The organism is Geodermatophilus nigrescens (genome assembly GCF_900129495.1).
In the GTDB taxonomy this organism is placed as follows: Bacteria; Actinomycetota; Actinomycetes; order Mycobacteriales; family Geodermatophilaceae; genus Geodermatophilus; species Geodermatophilus nigrescens.
In genome coordinates, this window is sequence record NZ_FQVX01000001.1 from 860307 (window position 1) to 880818 (window position 20512).

At 77.0% G+C, this 20512-nt stretch carries 24 protein-coding genes; 14 read left to right on the forward strand and 10 right to left on the reverse strand.

Annotated elements, in window-relative coordinates:
• The first annotated feature begins 4 nt into the window (after window positions 1-4).
• On the forward strand, window positions 5-1459 hold the full coding sequence (locus BUE37_RS04225) for a hypothetical protein (protein WP_073418777.1): 1455 nt from the start codon (window positions 5-7) through the stop codon (window positions 1457-1459).
• A gap of 1 nt (window position 1460) precedes the next feature.
• Window positions 1461-2078: a DUF4232 domain-containing protein gene (locus tag BUE37_RS04230; RefSeq protein ID WP_217651115.1), complete on the forward strand. Its 618-nt coding sequence runs from the start codon at window positions 1461-1463 to the stop codon at window positions 2076-2078.
• A 3-nt stretch (window positions 2079-2081) separates the two neighbouring features.
• Here BUE37_RS04230 and BUE37_RS04235 read toward each other — a convergent pair whose 3' ends face one another.
• Both BUE37_RS04235 and BUE37_RS04240 read right to left on the reverse strand, forming a co-directional pair.
• Window positions 2082-2591, reverse strand: coding sequence for a DinB family protein (locus BUE37_RS04235; protein ID WP_073418778.1), 510 nt, complete (start codon window positions 2589-2591; stop codon window positions 2082-2084).
• A 44-nt stretch (window positions 2592-2635) separates the two neighbouring features.
• The gene (locus tag BUE37_RS04240; RefSeq protein ID WP_073418779.1) at window positions 2636-4138 is read right to left on the reverse strand and encodes a phytoene desaturase family protein; all 1503 of its coding nucleotides are present in this window, start codon (window positions 4136-4138) and stop codon (window positions 2636-2638) included.
• Window positions 4139-4267: 129 nt separating this feature from the next.
• Here BUE37_RS04240 and BUE37_RS23665 point away from each other — a divergent pair, with 129 nt between their 5' ends.
• Together BUE37_RS23665 and BUE37_RS04250 are read left to right on the forward strand one after the other, a co-directional pair.
• Window positions 4268-4645 carry a hypothetical protein gene (locus tag BUE37_RS23665; RefSeq protein ID WP_073418780.1) on the forward strand — a complete coding sequence of 126 codons (378 nt, stop codon included), beginning with the start codon at window positions 4268-4270 and terminating at the stop codon, window positions 4643-4645.
• Between the two features lie 85 nt (window positions 4646-4730).
• The gene (locus BUE37_RS04250) at window positions 4731-5414 is read left to right on the forward strand and encodes a DUF6766 family protein (RefSeq protein ID WP_073418781.1); all 684 of its coding nucleotides are present in this window, start codon (window positions 4731-4733) and stop codon (window positions 5412-5414) included.
• Window position 5415: 1 nt separating this feature from the next.
• Here BUE37_RS04250 and BUE37_RS04255 read toward each other — a convergent pair whose 3' ends face one another.
• From BUE37_RS04255 to glgA, 5 genes are all read right to left on the reverse strand, one after another.
• Entirely contained in the window at window positions 5416-6390 is a 975-nt protein-coding gene (locus tag BUE37_RS04255; RefSeq protein ID WP_073418782.1) for an MsnO8 family LLM class oxidoreductase, read from the reverse strand.
• Window positions 6390-7505 carry a spore photoproduct lyase family protein gene (locus tag BUE37_RS04260; protein ID WP_073418783.1) on the reverse strand — a complete coding sequence of 372 codons (1116 nt, stop codon included), beginning with the start codon at window positions 7503-7505 and terminating at the stop codon, window positions 6390-6392. Before BUE37_RS04260 ends, BUE37_RS04255 begins: the two co-directional genes overlap by 1 nt.
• Window positions 7506-7576: 71 nt before the next feature.
• A complete protein-coding gene (locus tag BUE37_RS04265) occupies window positions 7577-8323 on the reverse strand; it encodes a GAF domain-containing protein (RefSeq protein WP_139252813.1) in 747 nt (248 codons plus the stop codon).
• Window positions 8324-8354: 31 nt separating this feature from the next.
• A complete protein-coding gene (locus BUE37_RS04270; RefSeq protein ID WP_245794280.1) occupies window positions 8355-9458 on the reverse strand; it encodes a hypothetical protein in 1104 nt (367 codons plus the stop codon).
• Between the two features lie 48 nt (window positions 9459-9506).
• Entirely contained in the window at window positions 9507-10679 is a 1173-nt protein-coding gene (gene glgA / locus BUE37_RS04275; RefSeq protein ID WP_073419556.1) for a glycogen synthase, read from the reverse strand.
• Window positions 10680-10752: 73 nt separating this feature from the next.
• Between glgA and glgC the strand changes: the two genes are divergently transcribed.
• Both glgC and BUE37_RS04285 read left to right on the forward strand, forming a co-directional pair.
• Window positions 10753-11973 carry a glucose-1-phosphate adenylyltransferase gene (glgC, locus tag BUE37_RS04280; RefSeq protein WP_073418784.1) on the forward strand — a complete coding sequence of 407 codons (1221 nt, stop codon included), beginning with the start codon at window positions 10753-10755 and terminating at the stop codon, window positions 11971-11973.
• A complete protein-coding gene (locus BUE37_RS04285; protein WP_073418785.1) occupies window positions 11970-12494 on the forward strand; it encodes a 2'-5' RNA ligase family protein in 525 nt (174 codons plus the stop codon). The genes glgC and BUE37_RS04285 overlap by 4 nt, the downstream gene beginning before the upstream one ends.
• On the opposite strand, the gene BUE37_RS04290 is transcribed toward BUE37_RS04285, so the two are convergent.
• On the reverse strand, window positions 12491-13150 hold the full coding sequence (locus BUE37_RS04290) for an O-methyltransferase (protein WP_139252814.1): 660 nt from the start codon (window positions 13148-13150) through the stop codon (window positions 12491-12493). The two genes, BUE37_RS04285 and BUE37_RS04290, sit on opposite strands and share 4 nt — an antisense overlap.
• A 189-nt stretch (window positions 13151-13339) precedes the next feature.
• On the opposite strand from BUE37_RS04290, the gene sigE reads away from it, so the two are divergent.
• The 5 genes from sigE to BUE37_RS24755 are packed head-to-tail and all read left to right on the forward strand — an operon-like array spanning window position 13340 to window position 17236.
• Window positions 13340-13942, forward strand: coding sequence for an RNA polymerase sigma factor SigE (sigE, locus tag BUE37_RS04295; protein WP_073418786.1), 603 nt, complete (start codon window positions 13340-13342; stop codon window positions 13940-13942).
• Complete coding sequence (locus tag BUE37_RS04300) at window positions 13939-14529, forward strand: anti-sigma factor family protein (protein WP_245794281.1); 591 nt, start codon at window positions 13939-13941, stop codon at window positions 14527-14529. Before sigE ends, BUE37_RS04300 begins: the two co-directional genes overlap by 4 nt.
• Before the next feature lie 42 nt (window positions 14530-14571).
• A complete protein-coding gene (locus tag BUE37_RS04305) occupies window positions 14572-16206 on the forward strand; it encodes a trypsin-like peptidase domain-containing protein (RefSeq protein WP_073418788.1) in 1635 nt (544 codons plus the stop codon).
• Window positions 16207-16260: 54 nt separating this feature from the next.
• Window positions 16261-16638, forward strand: a complete 378-nt coding sequence (locus tag BUE37_RS04310; RefSeq protein WP_073418789.1) for a twin-arginine translocase TatA/TatE family subunit — start codon at window positions 16261-16263, stop codon at window positions 16636-16638.
• A 34-nt stretch (window positions 16639-16672) separates the two neighbouring features.
• Window positions 16673-17236, forward strand: a complete 564-nt coding sequence (locus tag BUE37_RS24755; RefSeq protein WP_073418790.1) for a mycothiol-dependent nitroreductase Rv2466c family protein — start codon at window positions 16673-16675, stop codon at window positions 17234-17236.
• Between the two features lie 54 nt (window positions 17237-17290).
• On the opposite strand, the gene BUE37_RS04320 is transcribed toward BUE37_RS24755, so the two are convergent.
• Complete coding sequence (locus BUE37_RS04320) at window positions 17291-18451, reverse strand: Mrp/NBP35 family ATP-binding protein (protein ID WP_073418791.1); 1161 nt, start codon at window positions 18449-18451, stop codon at window positions 17291-17293.
• Window positions 18452-18672: 221 nt separating this feature from the next.
• Here BUE37_RS04320 and BUE37_RS04325 point away from each other — a divergent pair, with 221 nt between their 5' ends.
• From BUE37_RS04325 to BUE37_RS04335, 3 genes are read left to right on the forward strand one after another with little or no spacing between them, the layout of a single operon-like run.
• Window positions 18673-19365 carry an AzlC family ABC transporter permease gene (locus BUE37_RS04325; protein WP_073418792.1) on the forward strand — a complete coding sequence of 231 codons (693 nt, stop codon included), beginning with the start codon at window positions 18673-18675 and terminating at the stop codon, window positions 19363-19365.
• Window positions 19362-19679, forward strand: a complete 318-nt coding sequence (locus tag BUE37_RS04330; protein WP_073418793.1) for an AzlD domain-containing protein — start codon at window positions 19362-19364, stop codon at window positions 19677-19679. The genes BUE37_RS04325 and BUE37_RS04330 overlap by 4 nt, the downstream gene beginning before the upstream one ends.
• 1 nt (window position 19680) lies before the next feature.
• The gene (locus BUE37_RS04335; RefSeq protein ID WP_083628271.1) at window positions 19681-20010 is read left to right on the forward strand and encodes a chorismate mutase; all 330 of its coding nucleotides are present in this window, start codon (window positions 19681-19683) and stop codon (window positions 20008-20010) included.
• A gap of 5 nt (window positions 20011-20015) precedes the next feature.
• On the opposite strand, the gene BUE37_RS04340 is transcribed toward BUE37_RS04335, so the two are convergent.
• A complete protein-coding gene (locus BUE37_RS04340; RefSeq protein ID WP_073418794.1) occupies window positions 20016-20492 on the reverse strand; it encodes a methylated-DNA--[protein]-cysteine S-methyltransferase in 477 nt (158 codons plus the stop codon).
• Window positions 20493-20512 lie beyond the last annotated feature (20 nt).

A 20512-nucleotide genomic window follows, 5' to 3' on the forward strand; every position in this document is an offset into this window, starting at 1 on the left:
GCCCATGAGCACCGACGACACCGGCGTCGTCTTCCCCGCCGGCCCCGACGGACGGCGCAGCACCGCGGCGGTGGGCCGCGCGGTGGTCGCCGACGCGCTGCGGCCGGTCGACCCGGTGGGCGCCCGCGCCGCCGAGCAGGAGACCAACTGGCGCGCCGGGTACCTCACCCACTTCCGGCGGCTGGTCGAGGCGGGCCTGGCCTCCCCGGACGCGGCGCGCGCCGTCGCCGGCGGCGGGCTCGACGCCGTGCACACCCGGCTGCACGTCGCCGGCGACGACGGCGAGCGACCGCTGTCGGCCCTGCTCGACGCGCCGGCTCCGCGCACCCCGGGCACCCGGGAGGTCACCGGCGAGGGCGAGGCCGAGCGCGGGTTCAGCCTGCCGTTCCACGGGTCGCGGCTGCGCGGCGCCGAGCTGTCCCGGCGGCTGGACACCTGGGTCGAGGGCGGCGTCCTCGAGCCGTCGGCGGCCGAGGCCGTGCGCACCGTGGCCGCGCACCCCGAGTGGCTGGCGCTGCCTGGCCGCACCGTCGTCGTGCTCGGCGCCGGCGCGGAGATGGGCCCGCTGACCGCGCTGCTGCGCTGGGGCGCCACCGTGGCCGGGGTCGACCTGCCGCGGCCGGACCTGTGGCGCCGCGTCCTCGACACCGCCCGCCGCGGGGCGGGCACGCTGCTGGTCCCCGCCGACGGCGACCTGCCCGGCGGCGCCGGCGCCGACCTGGTGCGCGAGGTGCCCGCCGTCGCCGACTGGCTGGCCGGGCTGCCGGGGGAGCTCGTGCTCGGCAACTACGTCTACGCCGACGGCGCCACCAACGTCCGGGTCTCCGCCGCCGTCGACGCGCTCACCCTGCGGCTGCAGGCGGCCCGGCCGGAGACGGCGCTGGCCTTCCTCGCCACGCCCACCGACGTGTTCGCCGTCCCCGGGGACGCCGTCGCCCAGTCGGTGCGCGCGTACGCGGGCCGCTCGCGGGTGGGCAAGCTGGTCGGCCGCCCGCTGCGCACGCTGTCGGCGGGCCGGCTGCTGCAGCGCGCCTACGTGCCCGGCGCCGACCCCGGCGTCAACGACAGCCTGGTCGCCCAGCAGGGCCCCAACTACGCGCTGGCCAAGCGGCTGCAGCGGTGGCGGGCCACGGTGGCGCGGGCGGCCGGGACGACGGTGTCGATGAACGTCGCGCCGCCCACCCGCACCCGCTCGGTGGTGAAGAACCGGGCGCTGGCCGCCGCGTACGCCGGCGCCCACCGGTTCGGCGTCGAGGTGTTCGAGCCGGCGACGTCGAACGTGCTCATGGCCGCCCTGCTGGTGCACGACCTGCACACCGGCGGCGGTCCCCGGCACGAGCACCCCTGGCAGGACGAGGCGCACGCCGCCGTCCACGGCGGGCTGTGGCGGACCGCCTACGCGCCGCGCAGCGCGCTGGGGCTGGCCGCGGTGCTGGGCCTCGGCGCCGCCCGGGGCTGAGGTGCGCGCCCGCTCCTCCTGGCTGGTCCCGCTGCTGGTGGCACTGGCCGTCGTCGCGGTGACGGCGGTCGCGCTGGCCCTCCGGACCCCCGGCGGGCCGGCCGACACCGCGGGCCTCGGGGTCCCGCCGTCCCCGTCGCCGGCGACCCCGCCGGCGACGGAGCCGGAGGACGCGCCGGCGGTGCCGCAGCCGGTGACACCGACGTGCTCGCCGCTCGGTCTGCTGGTCACCGCCGGCCCGGTCGACGCCGGCCTCGGGCACCGCGCCGTCGTCGTCACGGTGACCAACTGCGGGGACGCCGCGCGTGAGGTCACCGGCTACCCGGCGGTCGAGGTGCTCGATGCCGACGGCCGGCCGATGGCGTTCGAGACGGCGCACGAGTCGAGCTACATGGTGATCGACCCCGGCCCCGCGCCGTTGGTGCTGCAGCCGGGCGAGAGCGCGGTGACCGGGGTGTCGTGGTCGGCGACGGTGACCGCCGGCGGGCTCACCGAGGGCCAGGCGCTGCGCGTCGTCCCGGTGCCCGGCGACCCGGGCCAGGTGCTCCCGATGTGGGTCGACGCCGGCACCACCGGGCGGATCGAGGTCGCCGCCTGGGCGACCGAGCTCGCGCGCTGAGGCTCACTCGCCGGTGATGCCGTCGACCGCCTCCCGCAGCAGGTCGGCGTGCCCGGCGTGCCGCGCCGTCTCCTCGACGAGGTGCAGCAGCATCCAGCGCAGGCTGAAGCGGTTCCCGTTGCGGAGCGGGACCGCCGACAACGCGTCGAGGGAGCCCGCGGCCGCCACCACGGCGTCGGTGCGCCGGCCGGCCTCCCGGTAGCGCTCGCGCAGCGCGTCGGGCTCCAGGCCGAGGGCGGCGTCGAACTCCCAGTCGGGGGTGGCGTCCCAGTCGACCCCGTCCCACGGCGGGAGCTCGGGCCCGCCGGAGAACCGCTCCACCGCCCAGCTCTCCTCGACCAGCGCCAGGTGGTACAGCAGCCCGGCCAGGGTGAGCGACGACGGCGGGTGGGTGCGCCCCAGCTGCTCGCGGGTCAGCCCCTCGGTCTTCTGCAGCACCGTCTCGCGCTGGTAGGCGAGGTAGGCGGACAGCAGGGTCGTCTCGTCGCCGGTCTCCGGCGGGTCGGTGCGCACGCCGGGCAGCCTCGCACCGGCCGCCGACAGCGTGCGCAGCGAGCTCAGGCGGGACCGACCAGCCCGGCGACGATCTCGGCCGACAGGGTGACCAGCGGCAGCCCGCCGCCCGGGTGCGAGGAGCCGCCGACGAGGTACAGCCCGCGGACGGGCGCGGCGTTGCCCGGCCGCAGGAAGGCCGCGCGGGCGCCGTTGCTCGACGTGCCGTAGATCGAGCCCCCGACGGCGCCGGTCTCCCGCGCGAGGTCGGCCGGCGTGCGGGCCACGCACCAGCGCACCCGGTCGCGCACGTCGAGGCCACGCGCCGCCATCACCTCGAGCACCCGCCCGGCGTAGCGGTCGGCCAGGCCCGGCGCGTCCCAGTCGACCCCGGCGTCGGGGTCGTGCCGGGGCGCGTTGACGAGCACGAACCAGGACTCGCTGTCGTCGTCGGGCCGGGTCGTCGGGTCGTCGGGGGCGCTGACGTAGACCGTCGGGTCGGGGACCGGGCAGGGGACGCCGCGGTGCCGGCCGGTGCCGAAGACCGCGTCGAACTCGGCGTCGTAGTCGGCGGGGAAGGCGACGGTGTGGTGCGCCAGCCCGGGCGTCCGCCCGCGCAGGGCGAGCAGCAGCACGAAGCCCGACAGCGACGGCGTCGCGCGGGTCAGCCCGCGGCGCACCGCGCGGGTGCGCCGGTTGGGCGGCAGCAGCCCGGCGTAGAGCGCGGTGGCGTCGGCGCCGGAGACCACGACGTCGGCGGTGATCTCCCCGCCCTCGGCCAGCTCCACCCCGGACACCCGGCCGCCGTCGCTGAGCACCCGGCGCACCGGCGTACCGGTGCGGACGTCCGCCCCGCGCTCGCGCGCCCGGTCGGCCACCGCCTCCGCCAGCCGGTGCAGGCCGCCGCGCACGTACCAGGAGCCGAACGCCTGCTCGACCCACGGCACGGTGGCCAGCACCGCCGGCGCCCGGCGCGGGTCGGAGCCGGAGTAGGTGGCGTACCGGTCGAGCAGCACCCGCAGCCGCGGGTCGCGCAGGTGGCGGGCGCCCAGGCCGCGCAGCGTCTGCCAGGGCGCGACGGTGCCGACGTCGGATGGGTCGCGGGCCAGCCGGGCGAGGGTGGCGGCCCCGCGCAGCGGCGAGCGCAGGAAGGGCTGCTCGGTGATCGCCCACATGGCCTCGGCGCGGTCCAGCAGCGCCCGCCACTGGCCGCCCGCGCCGTCGCCCAGCGCCCCGTCCAGCGCGCCGGGGACGTCGTCGAGGTGCCCGGGGACGGCCAGCCGCGTGCCGTCGGCGAACCGGTAGGCCACCGCGGGGTCGAGGCGCACCAGGTCGACGGCGTCCTCCAGCGGGCCGCCGGTGGCGTCGAAGAGGTCGCGCAGCACCTGGGGCAGCGTCACCAGGCTGGGGCCGGTGTCGAAGGCGTGGCCGTCGCGCTCGAACCAGCCGAGCTTCCCGCCGACGCCGTCGGCCTGCTCCAGGACGGTCACGCGGTGCCCGAGCGCGCCGAGCCGGGCGGCCGCCGCCAGCCCGCCGAGCCCGGCGCCGACGACCACGACGCGCGCCACACCGCCACCGTAGTGCGGGGACGTCGTCCCCGAACGGGTGATCACCGCGGTGGCGGCGCACCCGCGTGCCGACGATCATGGCGGCCACCTGCGGAGACGACGCAGGAACGCGACCGGAGGGACGGTCCCGTGCGCACGACGTCCGCCTGGCTCACCGCGGGCGTCCTGCTGGTGAGCGGGTGCTCGGACGTGCACCTGCCCGACGTCGAGCAGGCCGCCCGGGACTTCGCGGCCGGGGACGCCGACGCCCGGTGCGCGCTGCTCACCGACGCGGCGTTTCAGGCGGTGCAGCACGAGGAGCCGGCCGGCTGTCCCGTCGCGCTGGAGGACCTGCCGCTGGGCACGGGCGAGGTCGAGTCGGCGCAGGTGTGGGACTCCGAGGCGCAGGTGCGGCTCGCCGACGACACGCTCTTCCTCACCCGCACGCCCGGCGGCTGGGAGGTGGCCGCGGCCGGCTGCCGGCCCTGCGGTGACGGCCGCTACGACTGCCTGGTGGAGGGCTCGTGAGGCACGTGCGGATCGTCTTCGTCGCCTACCTGCTGACCGTCCTCGGCGGCACCGCCTACTGCGTGGTGCTGGCCCTGCTGGGTCGGTGAGCGGCGTGCGGCGGTTCCTCTCGGAGAACTCGCTGAGCCTCGGGTTCGGGCTGCTGTTCGTGGTCACCCTGGCCGGTCAGGCGGTCGCCGGGGCCGCCCAGCTCAGCGAGGAGCGGCAGGACGAGGGGCTCGGGCCGGTCTCGCTCGGGCACTACCTCACCTCGTCGTCCTTCGCCGTCGACGTGATGGAGAACTGGCAGTCGGAGTACCTGCAGTTCTCCCTCTACGTCTTCGCCACCGTGTGGCTGGTGCAGCGGGGCTCCCCGGCGTCGAAGGAGCTGGAGGCCGTCGGCACCGAGAGCGACGAGGAGCAGCGGGTGGGCGCGCACGCCCGCGCCGACTCGCCCCGCTGGGCCGGGGCCGGCGGCTGGCGCACCGCGGTGTTCTCCCGGTCGCTCGGACTGGTGTTCGGCGCACTCTTCCTGCTCACCTGGGCGGCCACGTCGGTGGCCGGCTGGGCGGCCTACAACGTCGACCAGCTGCGCTCGCACGCCGACCCGGTGAGCTGGGTGGGCTACCTGGGCCGCCCGGACTTCTGGGACCGCACCTTCCAGAACTGGCAGTCGGAGATGCTCGCCGTCGGGTCGATGGCGGTGTTCGCCGTCTACCTGCGACAGCGCGGGTCGCCGGAGTCCAAGCCGGTCGGCGCCGCGCACCCCGACACCGGCGCCACCGGCTGACTCAGGCCAGCAGCGCGGCCAGGGCGGCGTCGGAGGCGGCCAGCGCCGCCCGGTCGAACGTGCTGCCGGCCGCGACCAGCTCGCTCGCGCCCGTGCGCTCGGCCAGCTCGGCGAGCCGGCCGGCCACCTGGGACGCGGTGCCGGCCACGGCCGAGGCCGCCGTCCGTTCGGCGTGCCGGCGCTGCACCGCGGTCATCGGCGCCGCCCGCGCCACGGCCACCGGCTCCAGCGGCGGGAAGACGCCGGTGGTGCGCGCCTGCGCCATCGCCCACGCCTCGGGCAGCAGCAGGTCGGCGGCCTCGGCGGCGGTGTCGCCGACCAGCACGTCGAGGCTGATCGCCACCTCCGGCTCCGGTGCCCGCGCCGAGGGGCGGTAGGTGCGGCGGTAGCGGGCCAGCGCCTCCCGGCCGGGCTCCGGGTCGCCGGCCACGCCCAGCAGCGGCCCGCCGACGACGACCGGCAGGCCGAGCGCCGCCGCGACCTCCAGGCCGGAACCGGTGGCCAGCACCCACATCGGCACGTCGGCGGCCGGGCGCGGGTGCATCGTGATCTCCGCGGTCCCGTCGAGGTGGGCCCGCAGCTCGGCGAGGTCGGCGGCGAAGTCGCGCTCGGTCTCCCGCAGCGCCCGGCGCACCGGCGGGGTGAAGCCGGGGGAGCGGCCGAGCCCGAGGTCCACCCGGCCGGGCGCCAGCGCGCTCAGGGTGGCGAACTGCTCGGCGACGACGAGCGGCTGGTGGTGCGGCAGCATCACGCCGGCCGAGCCCAGCCGGATCGCCGTCGTCCGGCCGGCCACCGCGGCCAGCAGCACCGCCGGGGCGGCCCCGGCGATCCCCGGGACGCCGTGGTGCTCGGCCACCCAGAACCGCCGGTAGCCGAGTCGCTCGGCGCGCACCGCCCGCTCGACGGTGCCCAGCACCGCGGCCGCGTCGGTCTCCCCGGCGCGGGTGCGGGAGCGGTCGAGCAGGGACAGGTGCATCAGAACGCGTAGCGCACGCGCAGCCAGGGCGCGTGGTGGGCGATGAGCTCCTGCAGCCGGTCGACGCCCGCCCGCTTCACGTGGTTGCGGTAGCGCACGTTCCACTGACCGTTCTGGCTGCGCTTGGGCTGCTGGAGGTCCGGCCGCCACAGCAGGTCCTCGGCCCTGGGGTGCCAGCCGAGGTTGACCTCGTGCAGGTCGCGGTTGTGGGTCAGCATGATCACCTCGGCCGCCGCCTGCGCCTTCGCCGCGGGGGAGAGGGTGTCGTCGAGCTGGCGCAGCAGCTGCGCCCAGTCGGCCTCCCAGCCCTCGCGCAGCACCACCGGCGACAGGTTGAGGTGCACCTCGTAGCCCGCCTCGACGAAGTCGTCGACGGCGGCGACGCGCTCGGCGATGCGGCTGGTGCGCACGTCGATCACCCGCGAGTCGGCGTCGGGCATGAGCGAGAACCGGATGCGCGTGCGGCCCTGCGGATCGAGGTCGAGCAGCTCCCGGTTGACGAACTTGGTGGCGAACGACGCCTTGGCGGTGGGCAGCTCCCGGAAGGTGGCGACTAGGTCGGCGACGTTGTCGCTGACCAGCGCGTCGACCGAGCAGTCGCTGTTCTCGCCGATGTCGTAGACCCAGCTGACCGGGTCGCACTGGTCGGCCTCGGTCTTGGGTCCCTGCCGGGCCACGTGCCGGCGTACGTAGCCGGTGATCTGCTCGATGTTGGTGAACACGGTGATCGGGTTGGCGAAGCCCTTGCGCCGCGGCACGTAGCAGTAGGCGCAGGCCATGGCGCAGCCGTTGGCCGTCGACGGAGCGATCCAGTTCGACGACCGGCTGTTGGGCCGGGCCGACAGCGACTTCTTGACGCCGAGCACCAGCGTCTCGGTCTTGACGCGCACCCAGCGCTCGACGTTGCCCTCGTTGCCGTTGAGCTCCGGGATCTGCCAGTGCGAGGGCACCTCGACCACCTTGGCGCCGGGGAAGCGGGCGAGCACGTCGCGGCCGCGGGCGGAGTCGAGGGCGGCCGGCTCGGCGTAGACCGTGCGCACGTCGAGGAGGCGGGTGGGGGAGGGGACGGGCGCGGGGGCGGTCGGGACGGACGACGGCGAGGGCGCTGCGGTCACAGGGGGTACAGCACCCCGCCGGCGACGACGATTCCGCCGCTGACCTGCGGGGACGGTCACACGGGCCGCTCCTAGGCGGCAGGTCCCTGCACCGGCCCGGCGGCGAGGTCCTCGATCCGCAGCACCCCGGTCTCGAGGTCCTCGGCGACGTCCTCGACGGTCCGCCCGCCGGACCAGGCGGTGCCGCGCAGCAGCGTCAGCGCCGTCGCCGGATCGGTCTCCAGCGCCATCGCCGCGCGGCCGGCGGCGCGCAGCACGGCGGCGCGGCGGCGGGCCTCCGGGCCGTGCAGCCAGTCCGGCCCGCGCTCGGCCGGCCAGTCCGACCACACCGCCGCCTCGGTGAGCGCGGCGGTGACCAGCTCGCCCACTGCAACCGCGGCGAACACGTCCAGGGCGGGGACCGCGGCGTCTGCGGTGAAGTAGAGGTCCAGCGCACCGGCGCCGGCGAGGTCCTCCCGCAGCGGGAAGGCGACCACGGCGCGGAACGGCGTCTGCGAGGCGAGCAGGTCGGCGAAGGGGGCCCACCGCCGCCGCAGGTCGGCCTGGACGGCGAACACCGGCTGCCGCGTGCGCTGCGCCTCCCAGCAGGGGCCCGCGCCCACGGTGAACTGCAGCCGCTCGGCGCAGGCCGCGTCGGTGCTGCTCGACCCGAGCGGGATCCTCGCGCCCGCGGCGTCGACGACCGACAGCCCGGCGGCGTCGACGCCGAGCGTGGCCGCGGCCGCGCGGGCCAGCCGGACGGGCAGCAGCTCGGTCCCGCCCGGCCCGCGGGCGGTCTGCTCGTGCAGCGCCGCGGCGAACCGTGTGGCGATGGTCACAGCCCATCCTCCCCCGGACCCGCCGGTCTCGTCACCCGTCCTGGCCGGCGCGGTGGGTGTAGGCCGCGTCGCGCACCGCCTCGTCGGACTCCAGGCCCGCGCCCAGCGCGCCGCCCACGGTGGCCAGCGAGCTCGTCAGCCAGGCCAGCTCCAGGTAGTCACCGAGGGAGGCCCGGTGGCCCAGCCCGTCGGCGAACAGCCCCGGCGGCACCAGCAGCAGCGACCCGGCCAGCGCCAGCAGGAACAGCGCCGCGTAGAGGGTCAGCACGCCGATGACGACGGTGGCCACGGTGGCCAGGTTGAACAGCGCCACCTGCTTGCGCACCCGCCGCGACCGCGCCCGCTCCCACAGCTCCGCGCCCACGACGAGCGTCGCGCAGATGGCCACCACCGAGCCGAGCCCCACGGTGAGGTGCCGGGCCAGGCCGAAGCGGTCGGCCAGCAGCCAGACGTCGGGGGTGATGAGCGCGAACACCCCGGCGGCGACGGCCGCGGTCAGCGCCCGCGACAGCGAGATGGTCAGCCGCCACGGCCGGTTGGCCCGCACCATGCCGACCAGCAGCCGCAGGTTCCCGCTGAGCACCCGGGCGGTGAACCCGACGCCGTCCTGGCCGTCGGTGTCGGCGGCCAGCTCGCGCACCCGCCGGCGCAGCGCCTCGGGGTCGTCCCCGCCGTCGTCGCCGAGCAGCGCGGCCACCAGGCCCACCGACGTCTGCAGCGCCCGTCGCCGGCGGCCCACCGCGCCCAGCGCCGGCAGCGAGAGCACCGCGACGCCGTGCACGGGGCTGGCGTGCGCGACGACGGTGCGCCGGTCGACGCTCAGCGGCAGGTCGGTGACGCAGACGGCGAGGTCCCACTCCTCGACCAGCAGCCGCCCGCGCGCCGCGGCCACGATCTCGGCGTCGTCGGCCGGCGGCTGCACCAGCCCGTCCTCGACCACGCGCACGTCCCAGGCGACGTCGGGGTGCCGCTCGCGCAGCGCGCCGGCGAGGTCGGCGGCGAGCTCGTCGGCCACCTCGAGCGCCGCGCCGGGCGCGGCGACGAGCCCGACGACGACGTCGGGACGGGCGGTCTCGGCCAGCGGGTCGCGCGGGCCCTCCGGGGCGGCCGCGGTCGGGGTCGGGTCGGGAGCCACGACGGGACAGGATCCCATCCCGGCACCCGCGCCCCGCGGGCAGGCGGGTCAGCCCCGGGCGGCGAGCACCTGCGAGTAGACCTGCACGGTCTGCTGGGCGATGGCCGGCCAGCCGAACTCCGAGAGCACCCGCTCGCGGCCGGCGGCGCCCATGGCCGCGGCGCGGGCCGGGTCGGCCAGCAGCTCGGCGATGCGCGCGGCGAGCCCCGCCTCGAAGGCAGCGACGTCGTCGGGGTCGTAGGGCACCAGCAGGCCAGTCACGCCGTCCGCGACGACCTCGGGGATGCCGCCGACCGCGCTGGCCACGACCGCGGTCCCGCACGCGGCCGCCTCGAGGTTGACGATGCCCAGCGGCTCGTAGACCGACGGCACGACGAACACCGTGGCGCCGGTGATCAGCGGCACGAGCTGCTCGCGGGGCACCATCGCCTCGATCCAGACCACGCCCGGCCGGCGCGCCTGCAGCTCGGCCACCGCGTCGGCGACCTGCTGCCGCTCCGCCGGGGTGTCGGGGGCGCCGGCGCAGAGCACCAGCCCCGCGTCGGGCGGTAGCTGCTCGGCCGCGCGCAACAGGTGGACGACGCCCTTCTGCCGGGTGATCCGCCCGACGAACAGCGCGTAGGGCCGGTCGGGGTCCACGCCGAGGGAGCGGACGACGTCGGGCGCGGGGGTGGGCCGGTAGGCCTCGGCGTCGACGCCGTTGCCGACGACGTGCACCCGCGCCGGGTCCAGGTCGGGATAGGCGTCGAGGACGTCGGCGCGCATGCCGTGGCTGACGGCGACGACGGCGTCCGCGGCCAGGTAGGCGGAGCGCTCCACCCACGACGACAGCCGGTAGCCGCCGCCGAGCTGGTCGGCCTTCCACGGGCGGCGCGGCTCGAGGGAGTGCGCGGTGACCACGTGCGGGACGCCGTGCACCAGCCCGGCGAGCAGGCCCGCGCCGTTGGCGTACCAGGTGTGGCTGTGCACGAGGTCGACGCCGGCGAGCCCCGCCGCGATCTCGACGTCGGTGCCCAGCGCCTGCAGCGCGCCGTTGGCCTGCGCCAGGCCCGGGGGCACCGGCCAGGCCACCGCGTCCGGCCGCGGGGCGCCGAAGCAGTGCACGTCGACGTCGGGCCCCGCGGGCAGCGCCCGCAGCGCCGCCACGAGGTGCTCGACGTGCACCCCGGCGCCGCCGTAGACGTCCGGGGGCCACTCCCTGGTCACGATGCCGATCCGCACGGCGGTCACCCTAGGGGGCGGGAAGCACCCGGGCGGGGCGACGGCGGTCCCGGCCAGCGACTAGGTTCCCCCCATGCGTGGCGGTCCTCGGGTTCTCGGCATCGTGCTCGCCGGTGGCGAGGGCAAGCGGCTCGCGCCCCTGACCGCGGACCGGGCCAAGCCCGCCGTCCCGTTCGGCGGCAACTACCGCCTGATCGACTTCGTGCTCTCCAACCTGGTGAACGCCGAGATCCGGCAGATCGCCGTGCTCACCCAGTACAAGAGCCACAGCCTCGACCGGCACATCACCACGACGTGGCGGATGTCGAACCTGCTGGGCAACTTCATCACCCCGGTGCCGGCGCAGCAGCGGCTCGGCCCCCGCTGGTACACCGGCAGCGCCGACGCGATCTTCCAGAGCCTCAACCTGATCTACGACGAGCGCCCCGAGATCGTCGTCGTCTTCGGCGCCGACCACGTCTACCGGATGGACCCGGGGCAGATGGTCGACCAGCACCTGCAGACCGGTGCCGGCGTCACCATCGCCGGGCTGCGCGTGCCGCGGCAGGAGGCCACCGGGTTCGGCGTCATCGACGCCGACGCCGACGGGAAGGTGCGCGGCTTCCTCGAGAAGCCCGCCGACCCGCCCGGCCTGCCGGACTCCCCGGAGGAGTCCTTCGCCTCGATGGGCAACTACGTCTTCACCACCGACGCGCTGCTCGAGGCCCTGCGCACCGACGCCGAGGACCCCGACTCGGTGCACGACATGGGCGGCTCGATCATGCCGATGATGGCCGCCACCGGGGACGCCTACGTCTACGACTTCTCGACCAACATCGTCCCGGGCAGCACCGAGCGCGACCACGGCTACTGGCGCGACGTCGGGACCATCGACGCCTACTTCGACGCGCACATGGACCTGGTGTCGGTCACGCCGGTGTTCAACCTCTACAACGACCGCTGGCCGATCTACACGCTCCCGCCGCAGCTGCCGCCGGCGAAGTTCGTGCTCGGCGGGCGGGCCGAGGAGTCGATGGTCAGCGCCGGCGCGATCATCGGCGGCGGCTCCGTGCACAACTCGGTGGTCTCCCCGGGCGTGCGCGTCGACCGCGGCGCCCGGGTCGAGGACAGCGTGCTCATGGACGGCGTGGTGGTCGGCGAGGGCGCCTACGTCCGGCGCGCGATCCTCGACAAGAACGTCGTCGTCCCGCCGTGGGCGCGCATCGGCGTGGACACCGGCGCCGACCGCGAGCACTACCACGTCAGCGCCGGCGGCGTGACCGTCCTCGGGAAGGGTGCTCGCGCGGTCCTGTGAGCGACGCCCGGGCGCTGATCGTCACGCTGCTCCTCGAGGAGCAGGCGCAGGCCCGCTTCGACCGGCTGCGCGCCGAGCACTTCCCGCGCGAGCGCAACCACCTGGCCGCGCACGTGACGCTGTTCCACGCGCTGCCGGGGGAGGAGCGGCCCGCCGTCGAGGCGGCGCTGGACCGGGCCGCCGACCGGCCGCCGTTCGACGTCGCCGTCACCGGGCTGCAGCTGCTCGGCCGCGGGGTGGCCTACCGGCTGGCCTCGGCGGAGCTGGCCGCGCTGCACGCGGGCCTGGCCGCGGAGCTCGGCCCGTGGCTGACCCCGCAGGACCGGCAGCGGCTCTCGCCGCACGTGACCGTGCAGAACAAGGTGGAGCCGGCGGTGGCGCGCGGGCTGCGCGACCGGCTGGCCGCCTCCTTCGTCCCGTACGACGTGCCCGCCCGCGGCCTCGGGCTGTGGCGCTACCTCGGCGGCCCGTGGGAGCCGCTGGGGGAGCACCCCTTCGCCGCCCAGGCCCTCGTCGGCTAGGCCCGGCGGGCCGCCACGAGCAGGCCGGCGCCGACGGGCAGCACGGCCGAGGTCAGCGCCTCGTCCTCGCGCACGGTGCGGGCGAGCTCCCGCCAGGCGACGGTCTGCGGGTCGCGGGCGGCGCGGTCGCCGATCCGGTCGCCCGCCAGCAGGCCGTGGCAGGCGAGCGTCCCGCCGGGACGCACCAGCCCGACGACGGCGGCGAGGTGCCCGGCGTAGTCGGCGGGCGGGCCGGCGCAGACGACGAGGTCGTACGCGCCGGGCGACAGCCGCGGCAGCACCTCCGCCGGCGTCCCGAAGATCATCCGGGTGCGCCCGGGCGGCACGCCTGCGTCGGCCAGCGCCCGCCGGGCGGCGCGCAGCTGCTCCGGGTCGGTGTCGAGCACGGTGAGGACGCCGTCGGAGCGCATGCCGCGCAGCAGCCACAGGCCGGCGACGCCGCCGCCGCTGCCGATCGAGACGACCGCGCGGGCACTGCTGCCCGCGGCGAGGACGGCGAGCGTGGCGCCGACGGCCGGCTCCACCGGCGGCGGGCCGCCGAGCGCGGTGACGCGGGCCCGGGCGGCGGTGAGGGCGGGGTCCTCGGTGGCGTACCGGTCGGCCCACGCGGCGCCACCGGTGCCGCCCTGCGAGGGCGGTCCCGAGGCGATCGTCACCGGGCGAGGGTAGAGGCCCGGCCGCGACCGGCCCGGGACCCGACCCTGTGAGGAACCTGTCAGAGTGCGGCGCCGGGAACACCGGGGGAGCGCCCGCCCGTTGACCCGGACGTGACACCCCAGCGTGCCGCCGTCCCTCCCCTTTCTCCGGGGGAGGTCGGCAGCGTGCGCGTCCGCGATACTGGGAGCGTGTCCGAGGCCAGCGTCCCCCCTCCCGCCGACCCGCAGCCGGCCGCGTCCGGCGCCGGTGAGGTGTGGGTCGCCCCGACGTGGGAGCAGGTCGTGCGCGACCACTCCGCCCGCGTCTACCGCCTGGCATACCGCCTCTCGGGCAACGCGCAGGACGCCGAGGACCTGACCCAGGAGACCTTCGTCCGGGTGTTCCGCTCGCTGGCGGACTTCTCGCCGGGCACCTTCGAGGGCTGGCTGCACCGCATCACCACGAACCTGTTCCTCGACATGGTCCGCCGCCGGCAGCGCATCCGCTTCGACGCGCTGCCCGAGGACACCGAGCGGCTGCCGGGCACCGCGCCCAGCCCCGAGCAGGTCTACGCCGACACCCACCTCGACCCGCAGGTCCAGGCGGCACTCGACGCGCTGTCGCCGGAGTTCCGCGTGGCCGTCGTCCTCTGCGACATCGAGGGCCTCACCTACGAGGAGATCGCGGCGACGCTGGGCATCAAGCTCGGCACCGTCCGCAGCCGCATCCACCGCGGCCGCGTGCAGCTGCGCCAGGCGCTCGCCCACCTGGCCCCGCGCGGGGTCGCGACGGCACCGGGAGCCGGCGCATGAGCATGAGCCTGCCCGAGAGCCACCTGGCGCAGGAGGCGATCGCCGCGCTGGTCGACGGCGAGCTGGCCAGCGGGCCGGCCGCCCGCGCCGCGCGGCACCTGGCCGGCTGCCTCGAGTGCCGGATGCTCGTGCAGGCCCAGCGCGAGGCCAAGGAGGCCCTGCACGCCGCCTCCGACGTCGCCGTGCCCGGTGACCTGCTCTCCCGGCTGTGCGCCATCCCGTTCACCGCCGAGGTCCCCGGCGCCGGTGGGCTCGGCGCCCTGAGCGCGGGCCCCGGCCAGCTCACCGTCTCCGGCTCCTCCGGCCGGTTCACCGTCTCCCTCGACGACCCGCCGATGCGCCCGGCGCCGCCGCACCAGGCGCGCTGGCTGCGCCGCGGGGTCGCCGGCACGCTGGCCGGCCTCGGCATCGGTGTCGCGGTGCTCACCGTCAACCTGCCCGACGGCGGCCCGGTGCAGTCCGACCCGCCCGCGTCGGTGGCCGGCGGCTCGCAGCCGGAGGAGCGCACCGAGGTCGTGCCCCCGGTCGTGCGCACCCTCACCCGCTCCACGGCCGGAGAGGCGACGGCGCCCGCCGCCACGCCCTGACCCTCCGAGCCGCACCCCAGGTCCGGAGAGGACGCTGTACCCGTGACGCCCCCCGACGCCCGGCAGCCCGGGTCCAGCGACGGCGACCGCACCGTCGAGGCCGTCCTCCCGCCGCCACCCGCCGCACCCCGCGCCGGTGCCTCTGACCCGGCCGACGCGACCCCGGCCGACGGCGCGGCCTTCGCCCGCCCGGCCGGCGCGCAGGGCTCCTTCGACCCGCCGGAGCGCCACCGTCCGGCGGTGACCCCGCCCCCGCCGGCCAGCCCGGCGCAGCAGGCCGCCTTCGGCCGCCCGGCCGCCGTCGCCGGCAGCTTCGCCGGCGACCGGCCCAGCCCGCCGCCGCGGCCGGTGCCCCCGCCCCCGCCGGAGGCCGTGCTGCGCGCCTTCCGCGCCCCCTCCGGGCAGGGCGGGCTGCAGGAGCCGCCCGGCGGCCGCCCCGGCCGCCGCCGCACCTCGGCCGGGCCGTGGTGGAAGTCTGACGCCCGCAGCGACCCCTGGCGCGACCCGCACGCCCCGGCCGGCCTGACCGGTCCGGCGGTGTTCGAGGAAGAGTCCGAGCAGGAGGGCCCGGTCGTCGTCGACCGGAAGGGCCGGAAGAAGCTGCGGCTGCGCGACCTGACGGTGCGGGTGGCCGCGCTGCTCGTGCTCGCCGTCCTGCTGGCCGGCGCGATCGGCGGCGGCGTGGGCTACCTGCTCACCCGCGAGGCCGCCGAGACGCCGCTGCTCGCGCCCGGCACCACGCTCACCCCCACCGACGAGGGCATCACCCGCGAGCCCGGCTCGGTGTCCGACATCGCCGCCGACGTGACGCCCGCCGTCGTGTCCATCGAGGTGCGCATCGGCGAGGCCGGCGCCACCGGCTCCGGCGTGGTCATCGACGGCGAGAACGGCTACATCGTCACCAACAACCACGTCATCTCCGGCGCCGACGGCGTGGAGGGCGCGGAGATCCGCGCGGTGTTCAGCGACGGCAGCGGCTCCGCGGCGCGCATCGTCGGCCGCGACCCGGCCAGCGACATCGCCGTCGTCAAGGTGGAGCGGCCGGGGCTGGTCACCGCCTCCCTGGGCAGCTCCGACGCGGTCGTCGTCGGCGACCCGGTGGTGGCCATCGGCTCCCCGCTCGGGCTGGCCGGCACGGTCACCAGCGGCATCGTGTCCGCCCTCGACCGGCCCGTGCGGCTGGCGGGGGAGGGCAGCGACACCAACGCAGTGATCAGCGCCGTGCAGACCGACGCCCCGATCAACCCCGGCAACTCCGGCGGTGCGCTCGTCGACGCCACCGGCGCGGTGATCGGCATCAACACCGCCATCGCCTCGCTCGGCGGCGGGAGCGTCGGCCTCGGCTTCGCCATCCCGATCGACACCGCCAGCGACATCGCCGAGCAGCTCATCTCCACCGGCGCGGCCGTGCACGCCGCGCTCGGGGTGAACACCCGGTCGGTCACCGACGGCACCCGCGACGGCGCGCTGGTCCTCAACGTCGAGCCCGGCAGCGCCGCGGCCGACGCCGGGATCCGCGAGCAGGACGTCATCATCGCCGTCGACGACCAGGCCGTCGGCAGCTCCGAGGAGCTCGTCGTCGCCATCGACTCGCACGAGCCCGGCGACACGGTGACCGTCGAGGTCGTCCGCGACGACTCCTCGACCACGGTGCAGGCGACGCTCGACCAGGCCTGAGGCCGCGGCTGGCTACCCTGGGACCGGTACACCGCAGGAGCGACGGGAGCGACGGTGTTCGACTCGATCGGCTGGGGCGAGATCGTCGTCCTGGCGCTCGCGGCGCTCTTCATCTTCGGTCCCGAGCGGCTGCCCACCCTCGCCCGGGACGCCGCGGCCGGCCTGAAGAAGGCCCGCACCGCGCTGACCGGGGTGCGGGCGCAGGTCGACGAGTCCCTCGGTGAGGACCTCGCCGGCCTGCGCGACCTCGACCTGCGCAAGTACCACCCGAAGACGTTCATCCGGGCGCAGCTGTTCGAGGACGACGACCACGCGGCCCCGCCGGTGCGCCGGGGGAGTGCCGGGGCGGCGGGTGCGACGGCGGCGAGCCTGGTGAAGCCGGCCGTCGTCGACCGCACCGTCCCGCCGCCCTTCGACGTCGACGCGACGTAGTCGTCGTCGGCCTACCGGCCGACACCGCGGCCAGGTGCCGTCCCCGACCTGCGCGGAGCCCTGCCACGAGGTCCCGACCGGGAGCCTCCGGCCCCGCGGTCGCGCCCCCGTCCCCGCAGGGCGCCTCGCGTGGGCGCCGCGGCCACGTGCCGTCCCCGACCGGGCAGGGCCCCTCCACGCCGTCGCCGTCGCCGGCGCCGTCGTCGCCGACCGGCACGGGCAGGACGCGCTCATCCGGCTCTACCGCGCGTGGGGCGAGACGGTGCACACGCGCGGCAGGTGGCCCGACGCCGGCGACCTGCTCGAGCGGGCCGGGCTGCCGCCGGAGCTCGCCGAGGTCATGACCGGCGACGCGCACGACGACCTGGTCCGCGCCTCGCACACGGAGGGGATCGGCCTGGTCGGCACGCACGTCGGCACGCCCGTCCTCGCCGTCCGGGAGCCGGGGCGGCCGCGCGTGGCGGTATTCGGGCCGGTCCTGTCGCGGGTGCCGCGCGGCGAGGAGGCCGGCCGTTTGTGGGACGGCGTCGTCCTGGTCGGCGGCACCGTCGGCTTCCACGAGCTGAAGGGCCGTCCGCCCGGACCTCCCCGCACCTGAGACGACGGAGGCCCGGCCCCCTGGTGGGGACCGGGCCTCCGGTGCGTCAGCGCGTCAGCGGCGGACGGGGGTGAGCCCCAGCGACCGGCCCGACAGCCCGCGGGAGCGGACGGCGAGCGACTCGGCGATCGCGCCGAGCGCCTTGGCGGCGGGCGCCTCGGGCTCGGCGAGGACGATCGGGGCGCCGGCGTCGCCGGCCTCACGCAGCCGGGTGTCCAGCGGCACCTGGCCCAGCAGCGGCACCCGGGCGCCGAGCGTGCGGGTCAGCGCGTCGGACACCGTCTGGCCGCCGCCGGAGCCGAAGACCTCCATGCGGGAGCCGTCGGGCAGCTCCATCCACGACATGTTCTCGATGACCCCGACCACCTGCTGGTGGGTCTGGGTGGCGATCGCGCCGGCCCGCTCGGCCACCTCGGCGGCGGCGAGCTGCGGCGTGGTCACCACGAGGATCTCCGCGTTGGGCAGCAGCTGGGCGATGGAGATCGCCACGTCGCCGGTGCCCGGCGGGAGGTCGAGGAGCAGGACGTCGAGGTCGCCCCACCACACGTCGGCGAGGAACTGCTGCAGCGCGCGGTGCAGCATCGGCCCGCGCCACACCACCGGGGTGTTGCCCGGGGTGAACATGCCGATCGAGATGACCTTCACGCCGTAGGACTGCGGCGGCATGATCATGTTGTCGACCTGCGTCGGCTTGTCGTCGACGCCGAGCATGCGCGGCACCGAGTGGCCGTAGATGTCGGCGTCCACGACGCCGACCGACAGGCCCTTCTTCGCGAGCGCGGCGGCCAGGTTCACCGTGACGCTGGACTTGCCGACGCCGCCCTTGCCGGACGCGACCGCGTAGACGCGGGTCAGCGAGTTCGGCTGGGCGAAGGGGATGACCGGCTCGGCGGCGTCGGTGCCGCGCACGGTCTTGCGCAGCTCGGCGCGCTGCTCGTCGCTCATCACGTCGAGGCCCACCTGCACCGAGGTCACGCCGGGGACGGCGGACACCGCGGTGGTGACCCGGTTGGTGATCGTCTCGCGCATCGGGCAGCCGGCCACGGTGAGGTAGACCTCGACGCGCACGGCGCCCGGGTCGCCGCCGACGCCGATCTGCACGTCCTTGACCATGCCGAGGTCGGGCAGGGGACGGTTGATCTCCGGGTCCTGGACGGTGGCCAGAGCGGCGTTGACGGCGTCGAGCGCCGGCGAGCCGGTCAGCGTGTCGGACATGGGTGCGTGTGTCTCCTTCGACGGGGGGACCCGTTCGCGGTCTGCCGTACGCGGCGGCGACCGGCACTGCAGGTCACAGTCACTGTACGGCGATCGGCACCGGGTGCCGCCCGGTGCGGGGGTGATGTGCTGCGCACTGGCGACGCGCAGCCCTGCCCTGGTCAACGCCGTGCCGGGCGGGTCCCTTCCCCCTCCGGGGCGGGTCGTTAGCCTCCGGTCCCGTGTCCGGAACCGCCCGCACGGCCGTCCTCCGCGACGCGGTCGGGCTCGGCGTCGCCGTCGGGCTCTACGGCGTCGCCTTCGGGGCCGCCGCCGACGCCGCCGGGCTGGACCCCTGGCAGGCGCTGGTCATGTCGCTGCTGATGTTCACCGGCGCCTCGCAGTTCGCCCTCGTCGGCGTGCTCGGCGCGGGCGGCAGCGGCGCGGCGGCGATCGGCAGCGCGCTGCTGCTGGGCACCCGCAACACCGTCTACGGCGTGCGCCTGGCCCCGCTGCTCGCCCCGCGCGGCCCGCTGCGCCGGCTCGGCACCGCCCACTGGGTGATCGACGAGACGACGGCGCTGGCGGTGGCCGCGCCCGACCGCGGACTGGCGCGGCTGGCGTTCCTCGCCGGCGGGGCGTCGATCTACGTCGTCTGGAACGCCACCACGCTGGTGGGCGCGCTCGGTGCCGCGGCGCTGGGGGAGACCGCGCAGGCCGCGCTGGACGCCGTCGTGCCCGCCGCCTTCCTCGCGCTGCTGTGGCCGCGGCTGCGCGCCGGCGCCGAGGAACCGGCCGTCGCGCGGCGGGTGGCACTGGGCGGGGCGGCGGTCGCGCTGGCGCTCACCCCGTTCGTGCCCGCGGGCGTGCAGGTGGTGGCCGCCGTCGTCGCGGTCGCCCTCGCCGGCCGGCCGCGGCGGGAGGCGGCGGCGTGAGCTCCGGGACGCTGTGGACGGTCGTCGTCGTCGGGTCGCTCGGCTGCTACCTGCTCAAGCTGGCCGGGCTGTCGGTGCCGGCGGCCTGGGTGGAGCGCCCGTGGGTGACCCGCATGGTCACCTTCGTGCCGGCCGCGCTGCTGGCGGCGCTGGTCGCCGTGCAGGCGCTGACCTCCGGGCGGGAGCTGGTGGTCGACGGGCGGCTGGCCGGGCTCGCCGTCGCCGCGGTGGCGCTGGCGCTGCGGGCGCCGTTCGTCCTGGTCCTGGTGCTCGCCGGGGCCACCGGCGCGCTGGTGCACGTGATCGGAGGCTGACGTGGCGGGGTCCCCCGAGGAGCTCCCCGACCTGACGGCGGTCCGCGCCGCGATCGACGGGCTCGACGAGGAGCTCGTCGCCCTGCTGGCCCGGCGCGAGCGGCTGGTGCGCGCGGCGGCACGGTTCAAGACCGACGCCGCCGCGGTGCGCGCCCCCGGCCGGGTCGAGCAGGTCGTCGCCCGGGCCCGGCTGCTGGCGGAGGCCTCCGGCGGCAGCCCCGAGGTGGCCGAGCGCGTGTACCGGGCGATGGTCGCGGCGTTCGTCGACCTCGAGCTGTCGGTGGCCGAGCTGCCCGGCGAGGGGCCCGGCGGCGGCCCCGCCGCGCCCTGACCGGCTCAGAACAGCCGGTCCTCCCGCTGCTCGAGGTCGAGCAGGAAGCGCTTGCGGGCCAGCCCGCCGCCGAAGCCGACCAGGCCGCCGTCGGCGCCGACCACCCGGTGGCAGGGCACCACGATCGCCAGCGGGTTGCGCCCGCAGGCGAGGCCCACCGCCTGGGCACCGCCCGGTTGCCCGACCGCACGCGCCACCGCGCCGTAGGTGGTCGTCCGGCCGTAGGGGATGCGGGTCAGCTCGTCCCAGACGGCGAGCTCGAACCCGCTGCCGAGGGGCCGCAGCGGCAGGTCGAACGCCTCGCGTGCGCCCGCGAGGTACTCGCCGAGCTGGCCGGTGACCGCGGCGAGCGCGGCGTCGTCCCGGGCGCCGAGGTCGGCCTCCGGCCCGGGCGGGGAGAGGTACAGGCGGACGAGCACCCCGTCGTCGGCGACGACGGTCAGCGGCCCGACCGGCGAGGGCAGCACCGCCTGCGCGCGCATGCCGGCAGTGTGCCGCGGGG